Genomic DNA, 19,095 nt, shown 5'->3' on the forward strand with positions numbered 1-19,095 from the left:
TTGTCTTGTGTACGAACGAGCCGTTCGTACATTTTCCATACATAAATAAAAAGGAGTGGTTTACATGTCAATGGAAAAAGAATACCCAATGACGAAAGCGGGGAAGGAGAAGCTCGAGCAAGAACTTGAATATTTAAAAACGGTGAAACGAAAAGAAGTCGTTGAGCGCATTCAAATTGCGCGCAGCTTCGGGGACTTATCGGAAAACTCGGAGTACGATGCAGCAAAAGATGAGCAAGCGTTCGTGGAGTCACGCATTCAAATGCTTGAAAATATGATTCGCAATGCGAAAATTATCGAAGAAGATTTAGAAAAGACAGATACCGTATCGCTTGGAAGAACGGTAACATTTATTGAGCTTCCAGATGGAGAAGAGGAATCGTATACGATCGTCGGTAGTGCAGAAGCTGATCCGTTCGAAGGGAAAATTTCAAACGACTCTCCAATTGCCAAATCGCTTATTGGTCGTCGCGTTGGTGAAGAAGTAACTGTTCATACACCTGGCGGCGACATGGTTGTCAAAATCGTTGCAGTCAAATAGGTTTTAAAATACAACACCTCGTCGACAATGAAGACGAGGTGTTTTTTATGGTAAAAAAACGAATGGTCATCATATTAATAATGATTCAACTAGCCATATTCGGTTTGATCGGTCGACTCGTTCAATTACAACTTGTGAGCACCGAATCGTTTCATGGGATCAATTTAATTGAGGAAAGCGTCGCTCAGCGAACGGAACAACTCGTCATCGACGATGGACGCGGCGTATTCGTTGACCGAAACGGCCAGCCGCTCACATATGAATACATTCCGACGCTCGTTTTATTTCCATTCTTAAAGAAAATGGATTGGCCAATCGATCAAATTGCTGCGATTGTTTCCGTGCCAAAAGAAGTGTTGAACCGACAGCTAGAAGAGGCGAAAGGTCCGATCATTTTACATGATGGTCAACAGCCGATTCAACTACAACCGTGGCAAATGGAACGGATTAATGATTTGCGCATCCCAGGTGTGATTGCTGTTCATAAACAGTACGAACTCAAACAAAAATATGCGCAACATGTCATCGGTTTACTTGGAGAAAATGAAAAGGTGTTAAAAGAACGCTATGCGGATCGAAACTTATCTCCAAAAACAAAAATAGGGGTGTCTGGCTTACAAAGTTCATTTGATGAATTTTTAATTCCTGATGAGGAGACGAAGCTACTGTATCACGTAGACGCCCGTGGTGAGCCGTTGTTTAGCATGGATGTGAAATATACAGAGCAGGCGAATCCGTTTTATCCAATTACGGTACAAACGACGATTGATCGTACTCTGCAACAACGTGTTGAGCAAATCGTTGCACAACATGGCATGGAAAAAGGGGCGGTCGTTTTGCTCGATGTTCGAACGAATGATGTTGTTGCGTTAGCGAGCGCTCCCGCCATTGATGAACGAGATCCGTACAAAGATGGAGCGATGGAAAATAAGGCGCTTCTTCCGCAAGTGCCGGGATCTGTTTTTAAAATTGTCGTTGCAGCCGCAGCGCTTGAAAACGGGCTTGTTCACGGACAGACGTTTAACTGTGATCGTAAAATTAACGGTGAACAAGAAGAGAAAAAGAAAGGGATGCGCTCGTTTGAAGATAGTTTTGCGATTAGTTGCAATCGAACGTTTGGAGAGCTAGGAAAACAGCTCATTGCGATAGACGAAAATATGTTTGATGTATATGCTCGAAAGCTCGGTTTGCTTCCGCGCGTCGGTTGGGAAGGGGATGTGTATCATTTTTCATCATTTCGCCCGCTTCGTGAAGAGAAAAAAGGGAACATTTGGACAGATGAACGGGATAAAAAAATTCCTCTTGCCGTTGCCCAAACGTCCATTGGGCAAAAAGATGTGCGCCTCTCACCGCTTGCGGTGGCGAATATGATGGCAACGATTGCTCGCGGTGGTGAGGCAAAACAAGTGCGCATCACTAAGAAAATGATGTATAAAAATGGAACGACATTTTTCACATTTGATGAGAAGCGGCTAACGATGGATTCATTGCAGAAAGAGACGATCGACAAACTACAAGAGCTATTACAACTCGTTGTGACGCATCCGGAAGGGACTGGGCGTTCGTTTCAATCATTGCCATATGCCGTAGCAGGAAAATCAGGAACAGCAGAAACAGGGAAAGGAGAACTCGTAAATAAATGGTTTGCGGGTTATTTCCCAGCTGATCGTCCAAAATACGCGCTCGTTGTGGTACAATTAGAAACAACGTCATCTGCCTCCGTCACGAATGCCATTTTTGCTGATATCGTTCGCGTAACATATGATTTGGAAGAGAAAGGAAGGTATGAAGAGTGAGCAGCCGTTTTGCGAAACGTTCAAAACAAAGAAAAGTAAACCGCATATTGAATACGTTAATTACCATTGTATTTGCGCTTATTTTATTTTTTGGATGGAAATGGTTGTTCGCCAACGACCGACCGACAAAAGAAACGAATGCTTCGCCACAACCGGTTGAGGTGGAGACAAATGAGCCACCAAACGATGAGCAACCATCCGAAACGGAAACAGAAACAGATGAGCAACAATCGAACGACAACGTTGAAGAAACGGTTGTCGATGATCCAAACTCAAACGTTATTCGTGAAACTGTGAACCCGTCATGGCAACCGATCGGCACAACACAATCAGAGCCACACGTGACAACATACGAGAAAAACTCTGTTGATTGGAAAGAAATGATTGATGCGATTAGCTATGCGACAGGCATTTCATCTTCTGATCTGATCGTTTGGTTTATCGGAAATGGAGGAAGCCCGAATCACGCCGTTGCTACCGTTTCCAAAAAAGATAAAACAGAACATTATAAAGTGTTTATCGAATGGGTGACAAATGAAGGGTGGAAGCCAACAAAAGTACAGCAATTAAAAGAAATAGAGCGCCGTCCGTAACGCTCTATTTTTTTGCTTTAAAATGCACCATCGCACTATAAAGACGTTGCCCGTTTTCGAGCAGTTGCATTTGATAGGAAACATGATGTACTTCAAGCATAATCGCTTTGTTATGTTCAATTTGGTCGTTAATTTTTTTCTCTAACGTCGCTAAGTCTGTCGCTTCGAAAAATTCTACTTTATCTTGAATGAGATCAAACGTAATCATCGTCCTCCTCCTCTCTACACGTAGTTTAACACATTTCCATTGAACATCTAAAAAAAATGTGATAGATTGGGAACAGCAGTACATTTAATTCATACTATACTTATAGGAATTATTATATTTAATGGAGTGTGGCATCATGGGACGTGAGTTTTTAGACATCTTTGAAACGTGGGCACAATCGTACGATTCGTCAGTATACGGGCACGATGAGCAATATCGTGACGTATTTGACGGATATGAGACGATTTTAAATACAGTCGTTGAAAAAAGCGGTAACGTCGTGTTAGAGTTCGGCGTTGGGACAGGAAATTTAACGAAAAAACTAATTGAGGCGAATAAAACCGTATATGGCATTGAACCGTCTGCACCGATGCGTGAGCTCGCCAAAGAAAAACTCGGTCATGCGACGATTGAAGACGGAGACTTTTTACAGTTTCCATTGCCGAGCGAACCGATCGATACGATTGTAAGCACATATGCATTTCACCATTTAACAGATCAAGAAAAAGAAGAAGCGATCGGCAAATATAGCGCACTTCTTCGTAAAGGTGGTAAAATAGTGTTTGCTGATACAGCGTTTATTAACCACGAAGCGTACGAGGCGATGATCGCAGAAGCGAAACAAAAAGGATTCGTCGATTTAGCGGAAGACTTACAGCGCGAATATTACACGACAATTCCTGCCTTAGAGCATATGTTTACTACACACGGTTTTACGGTCACATTTACGCCGATGAATCGCTTCGTTTGGTTGATGGAGGCTGTCAAACAATAAGTGAAAGAGGTTGAAACGATGAACATAGCGATCATTGGAGCGATGGAAGAAGAAGTGGCGATTTTGCGCGAAAAAATTGCTAATCGAACGGAAACGACGGTAGCAAATTGTTCATTTTATAGCGGCACGTTAGACGGAGCGAACGTCGTTTTATTAAAATCAGGTATCGGTAAAGTGAATGCGGCGATGTCAACAACGATTTTGTTAGAGCGGTTTGCGCCAGATGTCGTCATTAACACAGGTTCAGCTGGCGGTTTTGCGCCGTCGCTAAACGTTGGCGATATCGTCATTTCAACAGAAGTTGTTCATCATGATGTAGATGTGACGGCATTCGGCTATGCGTACGGACAAGTGCCGGGCATGCCGGCGCGCTATGCGGCAGATGAGCGGTTAGTGCAAGCGGCTGAAACGAGCGCGGCGCATATTCGCGACATTCAAGTGGCAAAAGGATTAATTGCGACAGGCGATTCATTTATGCACGATCCAGCGCGCGTTGACTTTGTACGCACACAGTTTCCTGATTTATATGCTGTGGAAATGGAAGCGGCTGCGATTGCGCAAGTATGCCACCAATTTGGCGTCCCGTTTGTCGTCATTCGCGCGTTATCAGACATCGCTGGTAAAGAGTCGAACGTATCGTTTGAACAATTTTTACAAAAAGCAGCTCTTCACTCATCTGAACTTGTGCAATTAATGGTCAACAACCCAATGACTAAAGTCATGGGCTCGTAAGCCCCATGTTGACCAGACCAAGGCTTGAAACAGAGCCTACGTTATAGATGTCATGACACGTTCGGGTGCTTCTCCAGCCCGTTCCTCTGTCGTGCAAGGTTAAACAAGCGTGGTGGGTAGCGCTAGTGTCTTGCACATAACAAGCATCTATAACATGGTCGAGGAGAATATGACCTGCTTTATGCAGAGGAAAGGGGAGAACCCTATGGTTTTTGTGTTAGACACAAACAAACGTCCGCTTGCTCCTTGTCACGAAGCAGTTGCAAGAAAGCTGTTGAAACAAGGGAAGGCGGCGATTTACAGGCGATTTCCATTTACCATCATCTTGAAAAAATCAGTAGACGAATCAGAAATTAAAGCAACATATCGGCTAAAAATCGACTATGGAAGCAGGCATACAGGATTAGCGATTTTGCGAGGACAAGAAGTGGTATGGTTAGGGCAACTTGACCATCGCACAGACATCAAGGAAAGAATAGATAAAAGGCGTGCTTTTCGTCGAGCAAGACGAAATCGAAAAACAAGATACAGAAAACCACGCTTTCTGAACCGCAAGCGAAAGGAGGGATGGTTGCCACCATCGTTAGAGAGTCGTATGCAAAATATCAAAACATGGGTGGAACGTTTAAGGAAGATATGTCCGATTGAGCATATATCGTACGAGAACGCAAAGTTTGACACGCAACTCATGCGAAATCCTGAAATCAATGGTGTAGAGTATCAACAAGGTACGCTACAAGGATATGAAGTACGGGAGTATTTGCTTGAAAAGTTTGGGCGGAAGTGTTGTTATTGCGGAAAAGAAAATGTTCCACTTGAAGTGGAGCATATCATTCCAAAATCGAGAGGTGGAACAGACAGAATAGATAACCTCTGCCTTGCGTGTCGAGATTGTAACCAAAGAAAAGGAAGTCAAGCCGCAGAAGAATTCGGGTATCCACATATTCAAGAAATGGTCAAAAAAACGCTAAAAGACGCAAGTGTAGTGAATGCCACTCGATGGAAAGTGTATGAAGTGTTAAAACAAAGCGGATGCGAAGTAGAGTGTGGAACAGGCGCACGAACGAAAATGAATCGAATACGATTAGGACTACCGAAAATTCACTATTTTGACGCTTGTTGCGTGGGAAAAAGCACGCCACTCCAATTGCATTTCAAAACAAAAGAAGTGTTATTTATCAAGGCAAAAGGGCGTGGCAGTCGTTCACGCACAAACCTAGACAGATATGGCTTCCCAAGAGGTTATCTTGCAAGACAAAAATATTTCTTTGGTTTTCAAACAGGGGACATGGTTAAAGCCAACGTACCAAAAGGGAAATATCAAGGCGTTTGGTTTGGCGAAGTCGCATGTAGAAAGACTGGAAGTTTCGATATTAAAGGTAAGGACGGAAAGCGTATCGCACAAGGAATAAATTATAGATATGTCCAAGTCATTCAGCGATTTGACGGATATGCTTATGGAAAGGGGGTGGCGGAACTTGCATAAGGTGCAATTCCTCCCCGTGCCTAAAGGCAGGGGCTTCCTTGCGTAAGTTTCGTGAATGAATTAAATAAATAGGGAGAGGCATCCTCTCCTTCTTTTCATCTTTTGGGAGGTCACAACATGAAAGTAGCGAAAAACGTGCATGAATTGATCGGCCATACGCCAATCGTTGAAATTACGCAATTTCCGCTGCCAAAAGGGGTGCGCATATTTGCGAAATTGGAATATTTTAACCCGGGCGGAAGCGTCAAAGATCGTCTCGGTCAAGAATTGTTAAACGATGCGCTAGCGACAGGCAAGTTAAAAGAAGGTGGAACGATTATCGAGCCGACGGCAGGCAATACAGGGATCGGTCTTGCGCTTGCGGCGATCGGAAAAAACATTCGCGTCATTTTTTGCGTCCCCGAAAAGTTCAGCATCGAAAAACAACAACTCATGCGTGCACTTGGCGCAACCATCATCAATACGCCAACGAGCGAAGGAATGGCAGGGGCGATTCGGAAAGCGAAAGAGCTCGCCGCTGAAATTCCAAACTCCTATTGCCCACAACAGTTTGAAAATCCAGCTAACCCACGCACGTATTATAAAACGCTCGGACCAGAAATTTGGGAGCAACTGGACGGACAAATTGATGTTTTCGTTGCTGGTGCTGGATCAGGCGGCACATTTATGGGGACGGCGAAATTTCTAAAAGAGAAAAATGCGCGGATAAAAACGGTCATCGTTGAACCAGAAGGCTCGATTTTAAACGGTGGAGCACCGGGTTCACATCGCACCGAAGGCATCGGCATGGAATTTTTACCGTCATATATGGATACGAGTTATTTTGATGCCATCCATACGATTTTAGATGATGATGCGTTTCGTCGTGTTAAAGAGCTTGCGCAAAAAGAGGGATTGCTTGTCGGTAGTTCATCTGGTGCGGCGTTTCATGCGGCCTTACTCGAAGCAGAACAGGCGAAAGAAGGAACGAACATTGTCGTTGTTTTTCCAGATAGTAGCGAACGGTATTTAAGTAAAAACATTTACGAAGGCGGGATGTAACGTGAGAAGAAAAACGAAATTGATTCATGGTGGCATTGCTGGGGATGTGCATACAGGAGCCGTCTCGGTTCCGATTTATCAAGTGAGCACATATAAACATGAAGCGGTCGGCGTGCATAAAGGATATGAATATTCACGCACAGGCAACCCAACGCGGCATGCACTAGAGGAGCTTATTAAAGATGTGGAAGAAGGATATGCTGGCTTTGCGTTCAGTTCAGGCATGGCAGCCATTACTGCCGTCATGATGTTGTTCAATAGCGGCGATCACGTCATTTTAACAGATGACGTATATGGTGGCACATACCGCATCATGACGAAAGTGTTGAACCGTCTTGGCATTGCATCGACATTTGTCGATACGAGCGACCTAGCAAACATTGAAGCGCACATTCAACAAAACACGAAGGCGATTTATATTGAAACGCCAACGAATCCGCTATTGAAAATTACCGATATACAAGGGGCATCCGCGCTTGCGAAACGTCACGGACTACTAACGATCGTCGATAACACGTTTAGCACACCATATTGGCAAACGCCAATTGCGCTTGGTGCAGATATCGTCATTCATAGCGCAACAAAATATTTAGGTGGTCATAGCGACGTTGTCGCAGGGCTTGTCGTCGTTAATAGCGAACAACTTGCGACCGACTTGCACTTCATCCAAAACTCGACAGGTGGCATTCTCGGTCCGCAAGATTCATGGTTATTAATGCGTGGCATGAAGACGCTTGGCATTCGCATGGAAGAACATGAGGAAAATACAAGAAAAATTGTTGAATTTTTAACGAATCATCCAGTTGTTACACGCGTGTATTACCCTGGGCTTCCGTCACACCCAAATCATGACGTAGCGAAAAAACAAATGCGCGGCTTTGGCGGCATGGTATCATTTGACGTTGGGAGCGCCGAAAAAGCAGAACAAGTGTTGACGCGCGTCCGCTACTTTACGCTAGCGGAAAGTTTAGGAGCGGTCGAAAGTTTAATTTCCCTCCCTGCAAAAATGACGCACGCCTCTATCCCGAAAGAGCGTCGTGCTGAACTCGGCATTACGGACGGACTTATTCGCATTTCTGTTGGCTTAGAAGATGCGGATGATTTAATTGAAGATTTAGCACAAGCTTTGGCATAAATTACATCGCCCCCTTTCTCCGCTCCTATGATACATTGAAAGAAGGAAGGGGGACGGTTATGTTGGATGAACAAAAGCAACATTGGTTTGGAAAAGCGCGCGACTATAAAGCATATAGTCTCGTTTTATTTGCGCTTAGTGCGTTTTTATATATCGGAACACTCATTCCAGAAGCGATCGATGCAACAAAGCGCCCGCTCGTAATCGGAGGTGTATTCGTACTTATGCTTTCATCGATCATTTTCTCCCACCGCGCCAACACATATTTGCGCAAATTAGACAATGAACAGTAAATTCCCCTGTTTTCGTACAAAGAAAAAACATGTAAAATAAAAGAAAATGGGTAAAGGGGGAATAAACGATGATGTGGATGATTACAGGTCTAGTCATTACAGCTGTCATCGGTTTTGTTATTATCGCGGAAGTGAACGCCGAAGCATAAAACAGTCTCTAAACAGGAGACTGTTTTTAATAAAATTTATTTGTGATAAACTTCACAACTGTCGTCGACCTCCAATCGTGCAAAAACTTCGGGGGATCGACGACAGTTTATTTTATGCGAATTTTTTAGCTGTATCAACGGACATAGACTATTGACTGAATTTTCAAATGTATGTATAATGATGTTGTATAGCTTTTCCATGTGTTGATATATCAACGCTTTTTTGGGGTTTGTATCGTACCTATGAGGAATTGAAACTCTGCCCAGTCGCGCAAAATGGTTTCAACGTACTTCCATGTTTGTATCGTACCTATGAGGAATTGAAACCATTCAAAGAAAACGTTCAAGACATTAAATATGCAAGTTTGTATCGTACCTATGAGGAATTGAAACGGGAAAATGTACAAGATATAAAAATGTCAAACTATGTTTGTATCGTACCTATGAGGAATTGAAACTCCAACTCCATCAGATATGGAGGATGAGCCGAAAAAAGTTTGTATCGTACCTATGAGGAATTGAAACCGCCGTCTGCTCGAAAAGTGAATTTGTATATCATAATCCTGGTTTGTATCGTACCTATGAGGAATTGAAACATCGTGAAATGATAGTTCGTTTCCACCCCTGCCAGCGTTTGTATCGTACCTATGAGGAATTGAAACATCGTGAAATGATAGTTCGTTTCCACCCCTGCCAGCGTTTGTATCGTACCTATGAGGAATTGAAACACAGCACTCGTCGCCCGACCAACTGGGGGAGGCAGTTTGTATCGTACCTATGAGGAATTGAAACAAGTAGAGTGAGAAATAAATTTTAGACGAATCATTATCAGTTTGTATCGTACCTATGAGGAATTGAAACTTCTATACTCAACAGAAAGGAGTGTTGGGTATGGTGGGTTTGTATCGTACCTATGAGGAATTGAAACTGCGACTCCCCCCCTCCTTATAGACCTTTATTTTTTAAGTTTGTATCGTACCTATGAGGAATTGAAACACGGCCTTCGCGATCTTGTTGGCGGTTGGATCAGTTCCACGTTTGTATCGTACCTATGAGGAATTGAAACATGTACAAGCGTTAAAATGTACACAAAAGGACATGAAAGTTTGTATCGTACCTATGAGGAATTGAAACATAATTAACTCCGTATCTCTGCACTGCGGACACTCATAGTTTGTATCGTACCTATGAGGAATTGAAACTGCATTTCAACGTATTCTTCAACCGTCAAATCAATTTTTGTTTGTATCGTACCTATGAGGAATTGAAACTTATGAACGTGTTTTTTGACCCTGTATATGCGGTGAAGTTTGTATCGTACCTATGAGGAATTGAAACATCCTTTTCTAAAATTGTTTTTAAGAACTGTTTTACGTTTGTATCGTACCTATGAGGAATTGAAACTGATAAATGTTAGGCTGTTTTTATCTCCTTTCGTCGAAGTTTGTATCGTACCTATGAGGAATTGGTAACTATTCAGCCACATCATAAAGTGAGCTGAATATTTTTTGCTTTTCCTGTCCATGATGTGAATATTGATAGACAAGGAGGTGAATCGCATGTTGACGGTACAACAAGCTGTATTTACAGTTGAAAGCTTAATCAGCAAAGTCCAACAACAAAAGCAGCTCATTACTCACCAACAACAAGTCATTGAGCAACTGTTGAAAGAAAACAAACAGCTACGCAAAGAAAATGAACAACTGAAGTACCGTGTTCAAGAGCTGGAAGCACGCACGAAAAAAAACAGCTCCAATAGCCATTTGCCCCCATCTTCTGACCGTTTTGCCAACACACGTTCTTCTCGTCAACCATCTGGCAACAAGCCAGGCGGACAAGAAGGACATCAAGGAACGACGCTCCGTCAAGTGGAACATCCACATCATCGTGTCGTCCACCGTGTGCATACGTGTCAAGGATGTGGGGTTTCTTTGCGTGACGTCAAACCGTTCAAAGTCGATATCCGTCAAGTGTTTGATGTCCCTCCTGTGGCGATCGAGGTGACACAACATGAACGTGAAGTGAAATCGTGTCCGCATTGTCGATGCGTGCAACAAGCCGAATTCCCATCCCATGTCACGAATCATGTGCAATACGGTCCACGCCTTACTGCGCTCGTTGTTTATTTACATCATATCCAATTGATCCCGTACAAGCGTTTAAGTGATACAATCGAAGCGTTATATCAACACTCGATTAGTACAGGAACCCTTGCCAATATGGTGAAACGAGGACGCGAAGCGCTGGAATCAAATATGGACATCATCGAAGACGCCTTACTTGAATCCAACATCCTGCATGTCGATGAAACGAGTTTGCGCATCAATGGGAAACTCGCATGGGTGCATGTCGCGTGTACATCGAGATATACATACTTGGCTTCTCACGCTTCTCGTGGAAAGAAAGCAACGGATGAGATCGGGATTCTTCCACAATACAAAGGGACGATGATGCACGATGGGTTCGGTACGTATCCGAAATACACACATGCCACCCATGCCCTTTGTCATGCCCACCATTTGCGTGAGTTAAAAGGATTCATCGAACAAGGGCATACGTGGGCGATGCGCATGACCACGTTTCTGTTAGCCGCCAAGCAAGCCGTCGAAGCCCATCACGGTGCACTTTCCGAAGAAGAAGCGAGACGGTGGGAACGAGTGTATGATCGCATCCTAGAAAGAGCACAACATCGATTGGAAACGATGACACCTCTTCCGAAAAAAGCACTCGCTTTTGTTCGACGGCTTCAGAAACGAAAGGAAGAAGCGTTGCGTTTCTTACGTGAAGTACATGTTCCCTTTGACAACAACCAAGCCGAACGCGATCTTCGCATGGTTAAAGTCAAAGAGAACATTTCGGGTACGTTTCGCGTAGAAACATTCGCCCAGTCTTTTTGTATCACAAGAAGCATCGTTTCCACACTGACGAAACACGAAAAAAACGTGTGGGATTCGTTATGTCTTCTGTTGACGGGTGACACGCTTGATCGCGTTCTTTCTACCACTTAGGGCATTTTCTATTACGGGGATGCCCTATTTGTGTTGCGCTTCTTTACATACTACTATCGGAGTGAATAGTTACAGGAATTGAAACAATTATGAATTAAGCTTGAAATATTTTCATACTTATTCAGTTTGTATCGTACCTATGAGGAATTGAAACTACAAATATGCTTCTCGGAGCTTATAAATTAAGTAAGTTTGTATCGTACCTATGAGGAATTGAAACGGCGATAAGCTAACGTCAGCACACCGCGAAGCATGTGTAGGTTTGTATCGTACCTATGAGGAATTGAAACATTGCTTCGTTTTTATCTACAAATATGTGGGCAGAAGTTTGTATCGTACCTATGAGGAATTGAAACTAATTAAGGAGGTGCACTTACGTTAAGAAAAAGTTTCTTGTTTGTATCGTACCTATGAGGAATTGAAACTCGAGCATGATGTTTTCATTCGCATCCTGTCTTGTGGTTTGTATCGTACCTATGAGGAATTGAAACTCCGTTGCCCAACTTTCTGAACCATCACTTTTTACGGTCTGTATCGTACCTATGAGGAATTGAAATAATGGAATCACAATGTTGCCTCCTGCTAGATAAAATTTGTATCGTACCTATGAGGAATAGCGTTTTTTGTATTGAAAAGCAGGGATGTTTATGCCCTGCTTTTATTTTTTTGTTACAACTTTCAGAAAAGTATTGCGCAAAAACTAGTTCGTTTGTATCATCAGTAATATGAGGATATTTTTTGAAAAGGTGGATAAGGGATGAAACTACTAACATTTCTCGGCGCGAATGACTATCGTGAAACAACGTATCGTTTTCGGGAGCGTGTGCATACAGCAAAGTTTTTTCTATCTGTCCTTATTCAAGAACTGCAACCAGGTGAAATATACGTATTTATGACAGATGGGGCACGAGAGAAAAACGAAGCACCGTTGCTTGACGAATTAAACCGATACGGCGTAGATGAAAAGAAAGTGCATGCTGTATGCATTCCCGATGGGCAAACAGAAGAAGATTTATGGAATATTTTTTCTGTTATTGCTGATCATGTGTATGAACATGATGAAATCGTCCTTGATATTACGCACGGATTTCGGACGTTGCCGCTCGTTGGAACAATTAGTTTGCAATATTTGAAATTCGTGAAACAAGTACATATTGCTGGGGTATATTATGGAGCGTTTGAAGCAAGAAAAGCAGAGTACATCAATGGACAAGAAGTCGTTGTTGCTCCGACGTTTGATTTAACTCCTTTTGTTCACCACCTTCCTGAATGGCAGCGGGCAGCAAATGAATTGATGGCGTTTGGTGATGCGAAAACGCTTGGTTCATTGCTTGAATCATTACATAATCAGCTTCGAAAACAAAAAATAGCAGTAAATGAACTAAAGCGCTTTGGCAACTATGTTAACGATATTAGTGCGTATTTAAGGACAGGACGAATTAAGTCGTTTACCCAACTATTTGCGAAATCGGAAAACATATTGCAACAAGAGCAATTAGCAAAAGAAATTGGACAGTTCGTGCCGCCTGTCCGCTACATTTTTCATCAGCTTGTGAACTATATTCAATGTATCGCCCCGAAACAGTCGCGGTTGCATACATACTACGATTTAGCAATTTGGTATGGCGATCACCACTTACTTTCCCATTGTTTCATTATGTTGCGAGAGATGGTTGTCTCCCTCATATTAGAACATGTACTTGGCGAAATTGGACCGATGCCAGATGATCGTGAATTTCGCAACGATCCAATACGGAAAAAAGGCGAGCGACTGCTTACTACATTGTTAAAACAACAAAAAAAGAAACAGTTACGCAATCCATTGTTGAAAGAGCTTGCTGAAAAGCTTAATCGTTTGACAGATTATCGCAACGATCTCGGTCATTTTAGCTTCCGAACAGACCATGTTCCACCGAAAGCTTTTTATCGTTTCTACGAAGAAGAAATTAAATCTTACAAGTTATTTCAGTTTTTAGAAAATGAACAGCTGTGGAAAGAATTTAGAACATGGCATGAAGAACAAACGATAAAGGGAGAACCGAACGAAACCATTTTAATTACTCCACTAGGACTAAGTAAGGGATTGCTTTATAGTGCTATTGTGCACAATCAACCACAAGCGATATGGCTATTAACATCCAAAGAAAGTGCGAAGCAAGTGAACGATGTTTGTCAACAAGCCAACTTTCATGGGAACGTTCACGTGGTAGTGATGGAAGATCCGTATACAGATTTCAATTGTTGGCAAACGTATATGGAGCAGTTCGTTCATACAATAGAAACGGACAATCGTGTGCGCTTTGTTGTGAATTTAACAGGTGGTACGACGGCGATGCAATATGTTGTTCAACAAATAGCAGCAAAGTTAAAAGAAAAAGGCGAACATGTCCAATATGTTGCACAAGTCGACCGAAGACCTGTAAACGAGCAACAAGCAAACCCATACGTGCTTGGAGAACAAATGATTGTTGAAAGATGAGGGAAAAGCAATGTATCAAACGATCGTCATGACATGTGGTGTGTCGTTATTATCATTATCAGAAAAGAATGTATTTGCGAAAAAAACATCAGAGCTTTTACAGTTATTGTGTATTGGAAAAAGAGAATTTTCTGAGTTGTTGAGCAAACGACAAATTGATGATGAGACTCGTGAAGTTATATCAAAGTGGATTGATCAAACGAAAATGTATGTTGCGGAAGCGGAACGAGAACCGAATTCTGTCAGCGCTGAATATTCGATGATGTACGAGCTGAGAAAGCGAGGAAAACTCGGGAAATTTCCTCGTGTGGAACTTGTGCTAACAAATACGGTTGGTGGGAATATTGTCGAGCAATTGCTGCAACGGTTGTTTGAAGAGCATTTTTCTGCCTCTGTCGGTTCCTCATACGTCGATATTGACGTTAGTGAGCCAAAGCAAATGAATCGAATATTAGGGGAATATATGCAAAAAGTGAGTGAAAAGCTTTCGCAAGGCGAGCCGTCTTCGACATGCTTCGCCCCACTTGGTGGATACAAAATCATGACGGCACTTGGCTACATCGTCGGTTCATTTTTAGGCTACCCGACAGCTTATTTATACGAAAATAGTCAAATCATTCATGAAATTCCACCTATCCCTATTCATTTAGATGATCGTTTTGTTCAGCAACATATCGATCTTTTAAGACGATGTCGCGTAGATGCCATACATATGGATGAATTGTCGTATCGAGAACATCAAGTCATTTCAACGTATTCATCCATCTTTCAACAAGAAGAAGGGTACGTATATTTAACACCTTTTGGCGAATTTCTGCTAGAACATGAGAGATATAAACATTTATTTGAAACGAAGTATTTCGCTACGAAACAAGTGATAAAAATGATAGAAAAAGATAAACAGTTCTCCATAGATCAAATAAAAGAACTTGTAAAAAAGCTAAAGTATGCAGAAAGAATCATTCCAGACTTACAACATGAGAAAGAATTTGAAAAAATTGATCAAAGAAAAGTAAAGTTTCATTTGTATAAATCGATCACAGGAAAAGTATTCCGTCTCGCCCATCAGTACGATGAAGCTGAAGATCAGTTATATGCTAACTATTTATGGTTTGATCATAAGCAATACGAACGGGAAGCAGAGAAAGGTGTCGGACTGTACGAAGCATATGATGAATTTCAAGACGTTACGCATCTTATTCTCGGAAACACAATTAAGTGAGGGGAAAGATAATGAATCATTCAGCCATTTGCAAACGGTCATATGATATGGAACTAATTACCCCCCTCGCCATGCATGGGGCGAATCCGAAGCAACAGGCGGAATTTCGCATCGCATCATGGCGCGGTGTGTTGCGGTATTGGTGGCGAACACTTCAAGAAGAAAATAACAATGAAACGTTGCTAAAAAAGGAAGAGACGTTGTTTGGCGGAACGATGATCAACAAACAAAAATCACCTGTTGCTTTTGTGCTAGAAAAAAAGATGGTGAGCGCCAAAAAAGAAAATGTTCTTCCGCATAAACAAGGGACTGCTGTTCCAGCGATTCCGAGCGGCTGCTCTGTAACGATAACGATGCAAGCGCGCAACCGACACGAACAGCTCGTGCACACGTATGATTTGTATGTGCAATATATGCTTCATCTCGCTGGCATGGGACAGCGGGCGCGGCGCGGATTTGGTGCAATGCAATGGGCAGAGCACCAATGGGAAAGCGTTGCTCAATTTTCGCATAGCTTACAACAAATTCTTCAACAGTTGCGCGTAAGTGATGCGTTTACGTTTTCCCATGAAGGATGTGTAGTAAAGCGAAAAAGGGATGTAAAAACAAGCTATCCGGTATTGTCGGCCGTTTGGGTCGGAAAGGGAGAGAAATCTCCACAAAGTATATTAGTCAAGTTTGGGAAAGCGTCGCACGAAGCGAACGGTCGTGGGGATCTTGGGTGTGTGAGCCGGAAAAAATGGGCGTCATTCCCGAAAAAATGGGCTTCTCCGTTGTGGTGCACCGTAAGAAAAATGGGCGACTTATACTATCCAATTATTACAGAAGTGAAAGCAAATGATGAACGATATACGAATAAAAACTATGAGCGTCAACGAGACGAGTTTTTGAAAATAGTCGGGGTGAAATTATGACGAACCGCCATGTCGTGATTTTTACAATTGGTCCTGTGCAGTCATTTATTGCTTCCGCGCGAAGAACAGAGGATTTATGGAGCGGAAGTTACATTCTTTCTTATTTAGCACGGGAAGCGATGAAAGTGTTGTATCAAATGGATGAAACAACGGAAATGGTATTTCCGAAAGTTTCGAAAGAAGAGTTAAATAAGCCAAATGTAAAAAACTTTCATATTGCATCCATTCCGAACCGTTTTACTACGATCGTCCAAGGAAGTGCAGAGCAAGTATACGCTCGGTTAAAGGAAGTGGAACAAAGCGTACGCAACATTTTTACGGACTTTTGTTTTCAAGCGATCGAAGAAGTGTTTCATTCTTTAAGCGACGAAGAAAAAGAAAAATTAAAGCGCTTAACCGAAAAGCAAATTCTCTCATTTTTAGAAATATATTGGGTGATTGAACCGTATGGAGATGAACCATTTAACAAGGTGCGAGAGCAGGCAGAGAAACGCCTTGGAGCGTTAAAAAACGAAAAAACGTTTGAATATGTGCCGCAAACAAGTTTCGTTTGCACGGTTTGTAAAGAACGAGAGGCGCTTTGTCTTGATGACATTCATCCGAATGATCGGTACGGTACGATTAAGCAAAAGTTAGTTAAGACGTGGAGTAGACGCGCTTACGAGTACAGAGAAAACGAAGAAAAACAAACAGGAAAAATTAAAGATTCAGAGTTTTTATGTGGCGTTTGTTTAGGAAAACGCGCAGCTCGCTCTTATTTTGAGGAGAAGTTTAAACAAGCAGGAGCGAAATTCCGCTCATTCCCTTCTGTATTGGACATCGGTCACGGAAACTATTATGCCATCATTATGATGGATGGAGACAACATGGGAAAATTGTTTAGCGGCGACAAAGAACGTGCGTATAGTGAAGTGAGTGAAAAACTTGCGCGTTTTGCGCAACAACATGTTCCGCATATTGTCGAAAAACATGATGGCAAGCTCGTTTATGCGGGCGGAGATGATGTGCTTGCGTTTGTCCCTGTTGACAAAGCGTTAATAATCGCAGAACAGTTACGCTTTGCGTTTAGCGATCAAGAAAAGGGACTTGGCAAGGAAGCAACCGCTTCGTTTGGCGTGATTATCGGGCATAAAAAAGCACCACTACATATGTTGCTTGATGGGGTGCGCAAATTAGAGAAAAAGGCGAAAAGCTACCGAAAAGAAAAAGATGCGCTCGCTCTTTCGATTTATATGGGAGCAGGAGAGATTTTAGAAACGGTGTTGCCATGGAAAATTGAACATGAAACAACGTCGCAATTATTACTAAAATTCGTCGACTTGCTTCATACGACATTATCATCGACGTTTATTTATCGCTTTTTAGAGGCATTTTCCCCGTTATTAGAGCAAGGAGGAAAGTGGAAGGAAAACGATATGCTTCGTCTCGAGCTTTATCGTTTATTACACCGCTCGAAGCGTGAAGGAGCTAAACATGTCGATGTTCGTCCATACGTCGAAGATTTAATGAAATTGCACGACGTAGCAAAAACAGGATATGACTTTTTATATTTGTTAAAGATGTTGACGTTTTTTAGAAGGAAGGAGGGGGAGAAAAAGTGAGATTGTCGTTACAACCAATTGACACGTTTTTTTTCAAAACACATCACGTGACAGAAGCAGGGGAGCATACGGTGATGGAATCGATGTTTCCACCGCGTCCAAGCACCGTTTACGGTGCGTTGCGCGCAGCGTACATTCATGCTCATGCGTCGTTTGACGAATTTGCACAAGGGACGAATGAACAGGTGCGTCTGTGGATGGGGACACCAGAGAATTACGGAGAGTTTCGTCTCCAATATTGCACGCTATACCGAAATGAGCCGTTTTTGCCGCTACCGCTTGATTATCAATTGATCGAAGAAGATGGTAAACTATCAGCTCACTCTCTTCAACTATCAAAAGATAACGGGCTATCATCCGTTTCAAATCCGTGGCGTTTAATTGCGACAAAACGAGCGAAGACGAAAGACGCGAAACATCATTGTGTAAGCATGACACATTGGAAACAAGCGTTGCTAGATGGAAGAGAAATGACAGACATTATCTCGTTATCTTCCATCGTTATTCCGGAAGAAAAAGTGGGCATCCAGCTTAACACGTATGCTCGGATAACAGAGAAAGGCCAACTATATCGTGCGACGCATTACCGTTTTCACGATGGATGGGAGCTTGCGGCATATGTTGAGAACGCCCCTGATTTTTCAAACGTTTCGTTTGCGCGCATCGGTGGAGAAAATCGTCCATGGGTCGTGCAGCAACAAAATGATTCGTTCTCATTGTGGAATGAAAAGGAAAAAGAAAAAATAGCAAGTCGCATTCGTCAAACGAAAAAAGCGAAAATCGTATTTCTTTCCCCTGCAATTTTCGCAGGTGGCACTCGCCCGCGCCAATTTGACGGAGAATATGTAACGTTACCGAATGGACTCAAGGTGAAGTGGCTAGCAGGCGCAATCGGACGTTCAGAGCTTTACGGTGGCTGGGATATCGTTCGTCACCGTCCGAAAGAGCGCATGCCGATGATTCCAGCAGGTTCTGTCATCTACGTGGAAATCGACAGTGAAGAACATATTCCGCATCTTATGGAACTAGCAAACGGTATGCATTTTACGGATGAAAACGCACACGAAGGATTCGGTTTCGCTACGATTACAAGCGCAAATGAAAGCAAGGAGGAGTTATAAC

The 19,095-nt window shown here is 42.6% G+C and carries 16 protein-coding genes and 2 CRISPR repeat arrays; of the genes, 15 read left to right on the forward strand and 1 reads right to left on the reverse strand.

Going from position 1 to position 19,095, the window contains the following annotated elements; genetic code table 11:
* Positions 1-64: 64 nt before the first annotated feature.
* Genes greA through NSS60_RS04395 form a run of 3 tightly spaced genes read left to right on the forward strand, consistent with a single transcriptional unit; the run spans position 65 to position 2,930 of the window.
* Positions 65-541: a transcription elongation factor GreA gene (gene greA / locus NSS60_RS04385; RefSeq protein WP_004889325.1), complete on the forward strand. Its 477-nt coding sequence runs from the start codon at positions 65-67 to the stop codon at positions 539-541.
* Between the two features lie 47 nt (positions 542-588).
* On the forward strand, positions 589-2,337 hold the full coding sequence (locus tag NSS60_RS04390) for a peptidoglycan D,D-transpeptidase FtsI family protein (protein ID WP_340720676.1): 1,749 nt from the start codon (positions 589-591) through the stop codon (positions 2,335-2,337).
* Positions 2,334-2,930: a YrrS family protein gene (locus NSS60_RS04395; protein WP_004889332.1), complete on the forward strand. Its 597-nt coding sequence runs from the start codon at positions 2,334-2,336 to the stop codon at positions 2,928-2,930. The genes NSS60_RS04390 and NSS60_RS04395 overlap by 4 nt, the downstream gene beginning before the upstream one ends.
* 4 nt (positions 2,931-2,934) lie before the next feature.
* On the opposite strand, the gene NSS60_RS04400 is transcribed toward NSS60_RS04395, so the two are convergent.
* Positions 2,935-3,138, reverse strand: coding sequence for a DUF2536 family protein (locus NSS60_RS04400; protein WP_035018511.1), 204 nt, complete (start codon positions 3,136-3,138; stop codon positions 2,935-2,937).
* 136 nt (positions 3,139-3,274) lie between these two features.
* Between NSS60_RS04400 and NSS60_RS04405 the strand changes: the two genes are divergently transcribed.
* The 12 genes from NSS60_RS04405 to cmr3 all read left to right on the forward strand — a co-directional run bounded on the left by NSS60_RS04405 (position 3,275) and on the right by cmr3 (position 19,094).
* On the forward strand, positions 3,275-3,913 hold the full coding sequence (locus tag NSS60_RS04405) for a class I SAM-dependent methyltransferase (protein WP_004889334.1): 639 nt from the start codon (positions 3,275-3,277) through the stop codon (positions 3,911-3,913).
* 18 nt (positions 3,914-3,931) lie between these two features.
* Positions 3,932-4,645 (forward strand): 5'-methylthioadenosine/S-adenosylhomocysteine nucleosidase, encoded by a 714-nt coding sequence (mtnN, locus tag NSS60_RS04410; RefSeq protein ID WP_064214551.1) that lies wholly within the window; start codon positions 3,932-3,934, stop codon positions 4,643-4,645.
* Positions 4,646-4,850: 205 nt separating this feature from the next.
* The gene (iscB, locus tag NSS60_RS04415; RefSeq protein ID WP_088223268.1) at positions 4,851-6,131 is read left to right on the forward strand and encodes an RNA-guided endonuclease IscB; all 1,281 of its coding nucleotides are present in this window, start codon (positions 4,851-4,853) and stop codon (positions 6,129-6,131) included.
* A gap of 117 nt (positions 6,132-6,248) precedes the next feature.
* Positions 6,249-7,172, forward strand: coding sequence for a PLP-dependent cysteine synthase family protein (locus tag NSS60_RS04420; RefSeq protein WP_004889342.1), 924 nt, complete (start codon positions 6,249-6,251; stop codon positions 7,170-7,172).
* A gap of 1 nt (position 7,173) precedes the next feature.
* Positions 7,174-8,307, forward strand: a complete 1,134-nt coding sequence (locus tag NSS60_RS04425) for a bifunctional cystathionine gamma-lyase/homocysteine desulfhydrase (RefSeq protein ID WP_004889344.1) — start codon at positions 7,174-7,176, stop codon at positions 8,305-8,307.
* Between the two features lie 59 nt (positions 8,308-8,366).
* Positions 8,367-8,600 (forward strand): YrhC family protein, encoded by a 234-nt coding sequence (locus NSS60_RS04430; RefSeq protein ID WP_241737846.1) that lies wholly within the window; start codon positions 8,367-8,369, stop codon positions 8,598-8,600.
* 377 nt (positions 8,601-8,977) lie between these two features.
* Positions 8,978-10,221: a CRISPR direct-repeat array (repeat unit 30 nt; unit sequence GTTTGTATCGTACCTATGAGGAATTGAAAC).
* A gap of 87 nt (positions 10,222-10,308) precedes the next feature.
* Positions 10,309-11,757 (forward strand): IS66 family transposase, encoded by a 1,449-nt coding sequence (gene tnpC, locus NSS60_RS04435; RefSeq protein ID WP_088223283.1) that lies wholly within the window; start codon positions 10,309-10,311, stop codon positions 11,755-11,757.
* 124 nt (positions 11,758-11,881) lie between these two features.
* Positions 11,882-12,378: direct repeats of the CRISPR family, unit length 30 nt; unit sequence GTTTGTATCGTACCTATGAGGAATTGAAAC.
* A gap of 136 nt (positions 12,379-12,514) precedes the next feature.
* On the forward strand, positions 12,515-14,236 hold the full coding sequence (gene csx2 / locus NSS60_RS04440; protein WP_340720677.1) for a TIGR02221 family CRISPR-associated protein: 1,722 nt from the start codon (positions 12,515-12,517) through the stop codon (positions 14,234-14,236).
* A 10-nt stretch (positions 14,237-14,246) separates the two neighbouring features.
* On the forward strand, positions 14,247-15,458 hold the full coding sequence (locus NSS60_RS04445; RefSeq protein ID WP_445290615.1) for a CRISPR-associated protein: 1,212 nt from the start codon (positions 14,247-14,249) through the stop codon (positions 15,456-15,458).
* An 11-nt stretch (positions 15,459-15,469) separates the two neighbouring features.
* On the forward strand, positions 15,470-16,372 hold the full coding sequence (gene cmr1, locus NSS60_RS04450; RefSeq protein ID WP_340720679.1) for a type III-B CRISPR module RAMP protein Cmr1: 903 nt from the start codon (positions 15,470-15,472) through the stop codon (positions 16,370-16,372).
* Positions 16,369-17,973 (forward strand): type III-B CRISPR-associated protein Cas10/Cmr2, encoded by a 1,605-nt coding sequence (gene cas10 / locus NSS60_RS04455; protein WP_004889353.1) that lies wholly within the window; start codon positions 16,369-16,371, stop codon positions 17,971-17,973. Before cmr1 ends, cas10 begins: the two co-directional genes overlap by 4 nt.
* On the forward strand, positions 17,970-19,094 hold the full coding sequence (gene cmr3 / locus NSS60_RS04460) for a type III-B CRISPR module-associated protein Cmr3 (RefSeq protein ID WP_035018521.1): 1,125 nt from the start codon (positions 17,970-17,972) through the stop codon (positions 19,092-19,094). Before cas10 ends, cmr3 begins: the two co-directional genes overlap by 4 nt.
* Position 19,095: the final 1 nt, after the last annotated feature.

Source organism: Anoxybacillus sp. FSL W8-0382 (assembly GCF_038003845.1).
Classification (GTDB): domain Bacteria; phylum Bacillota; class Bacilli; order Bacillales; family Anoxybacillaceae; genus Anoxybacillus; species Anoxybacillus flavithermus_G.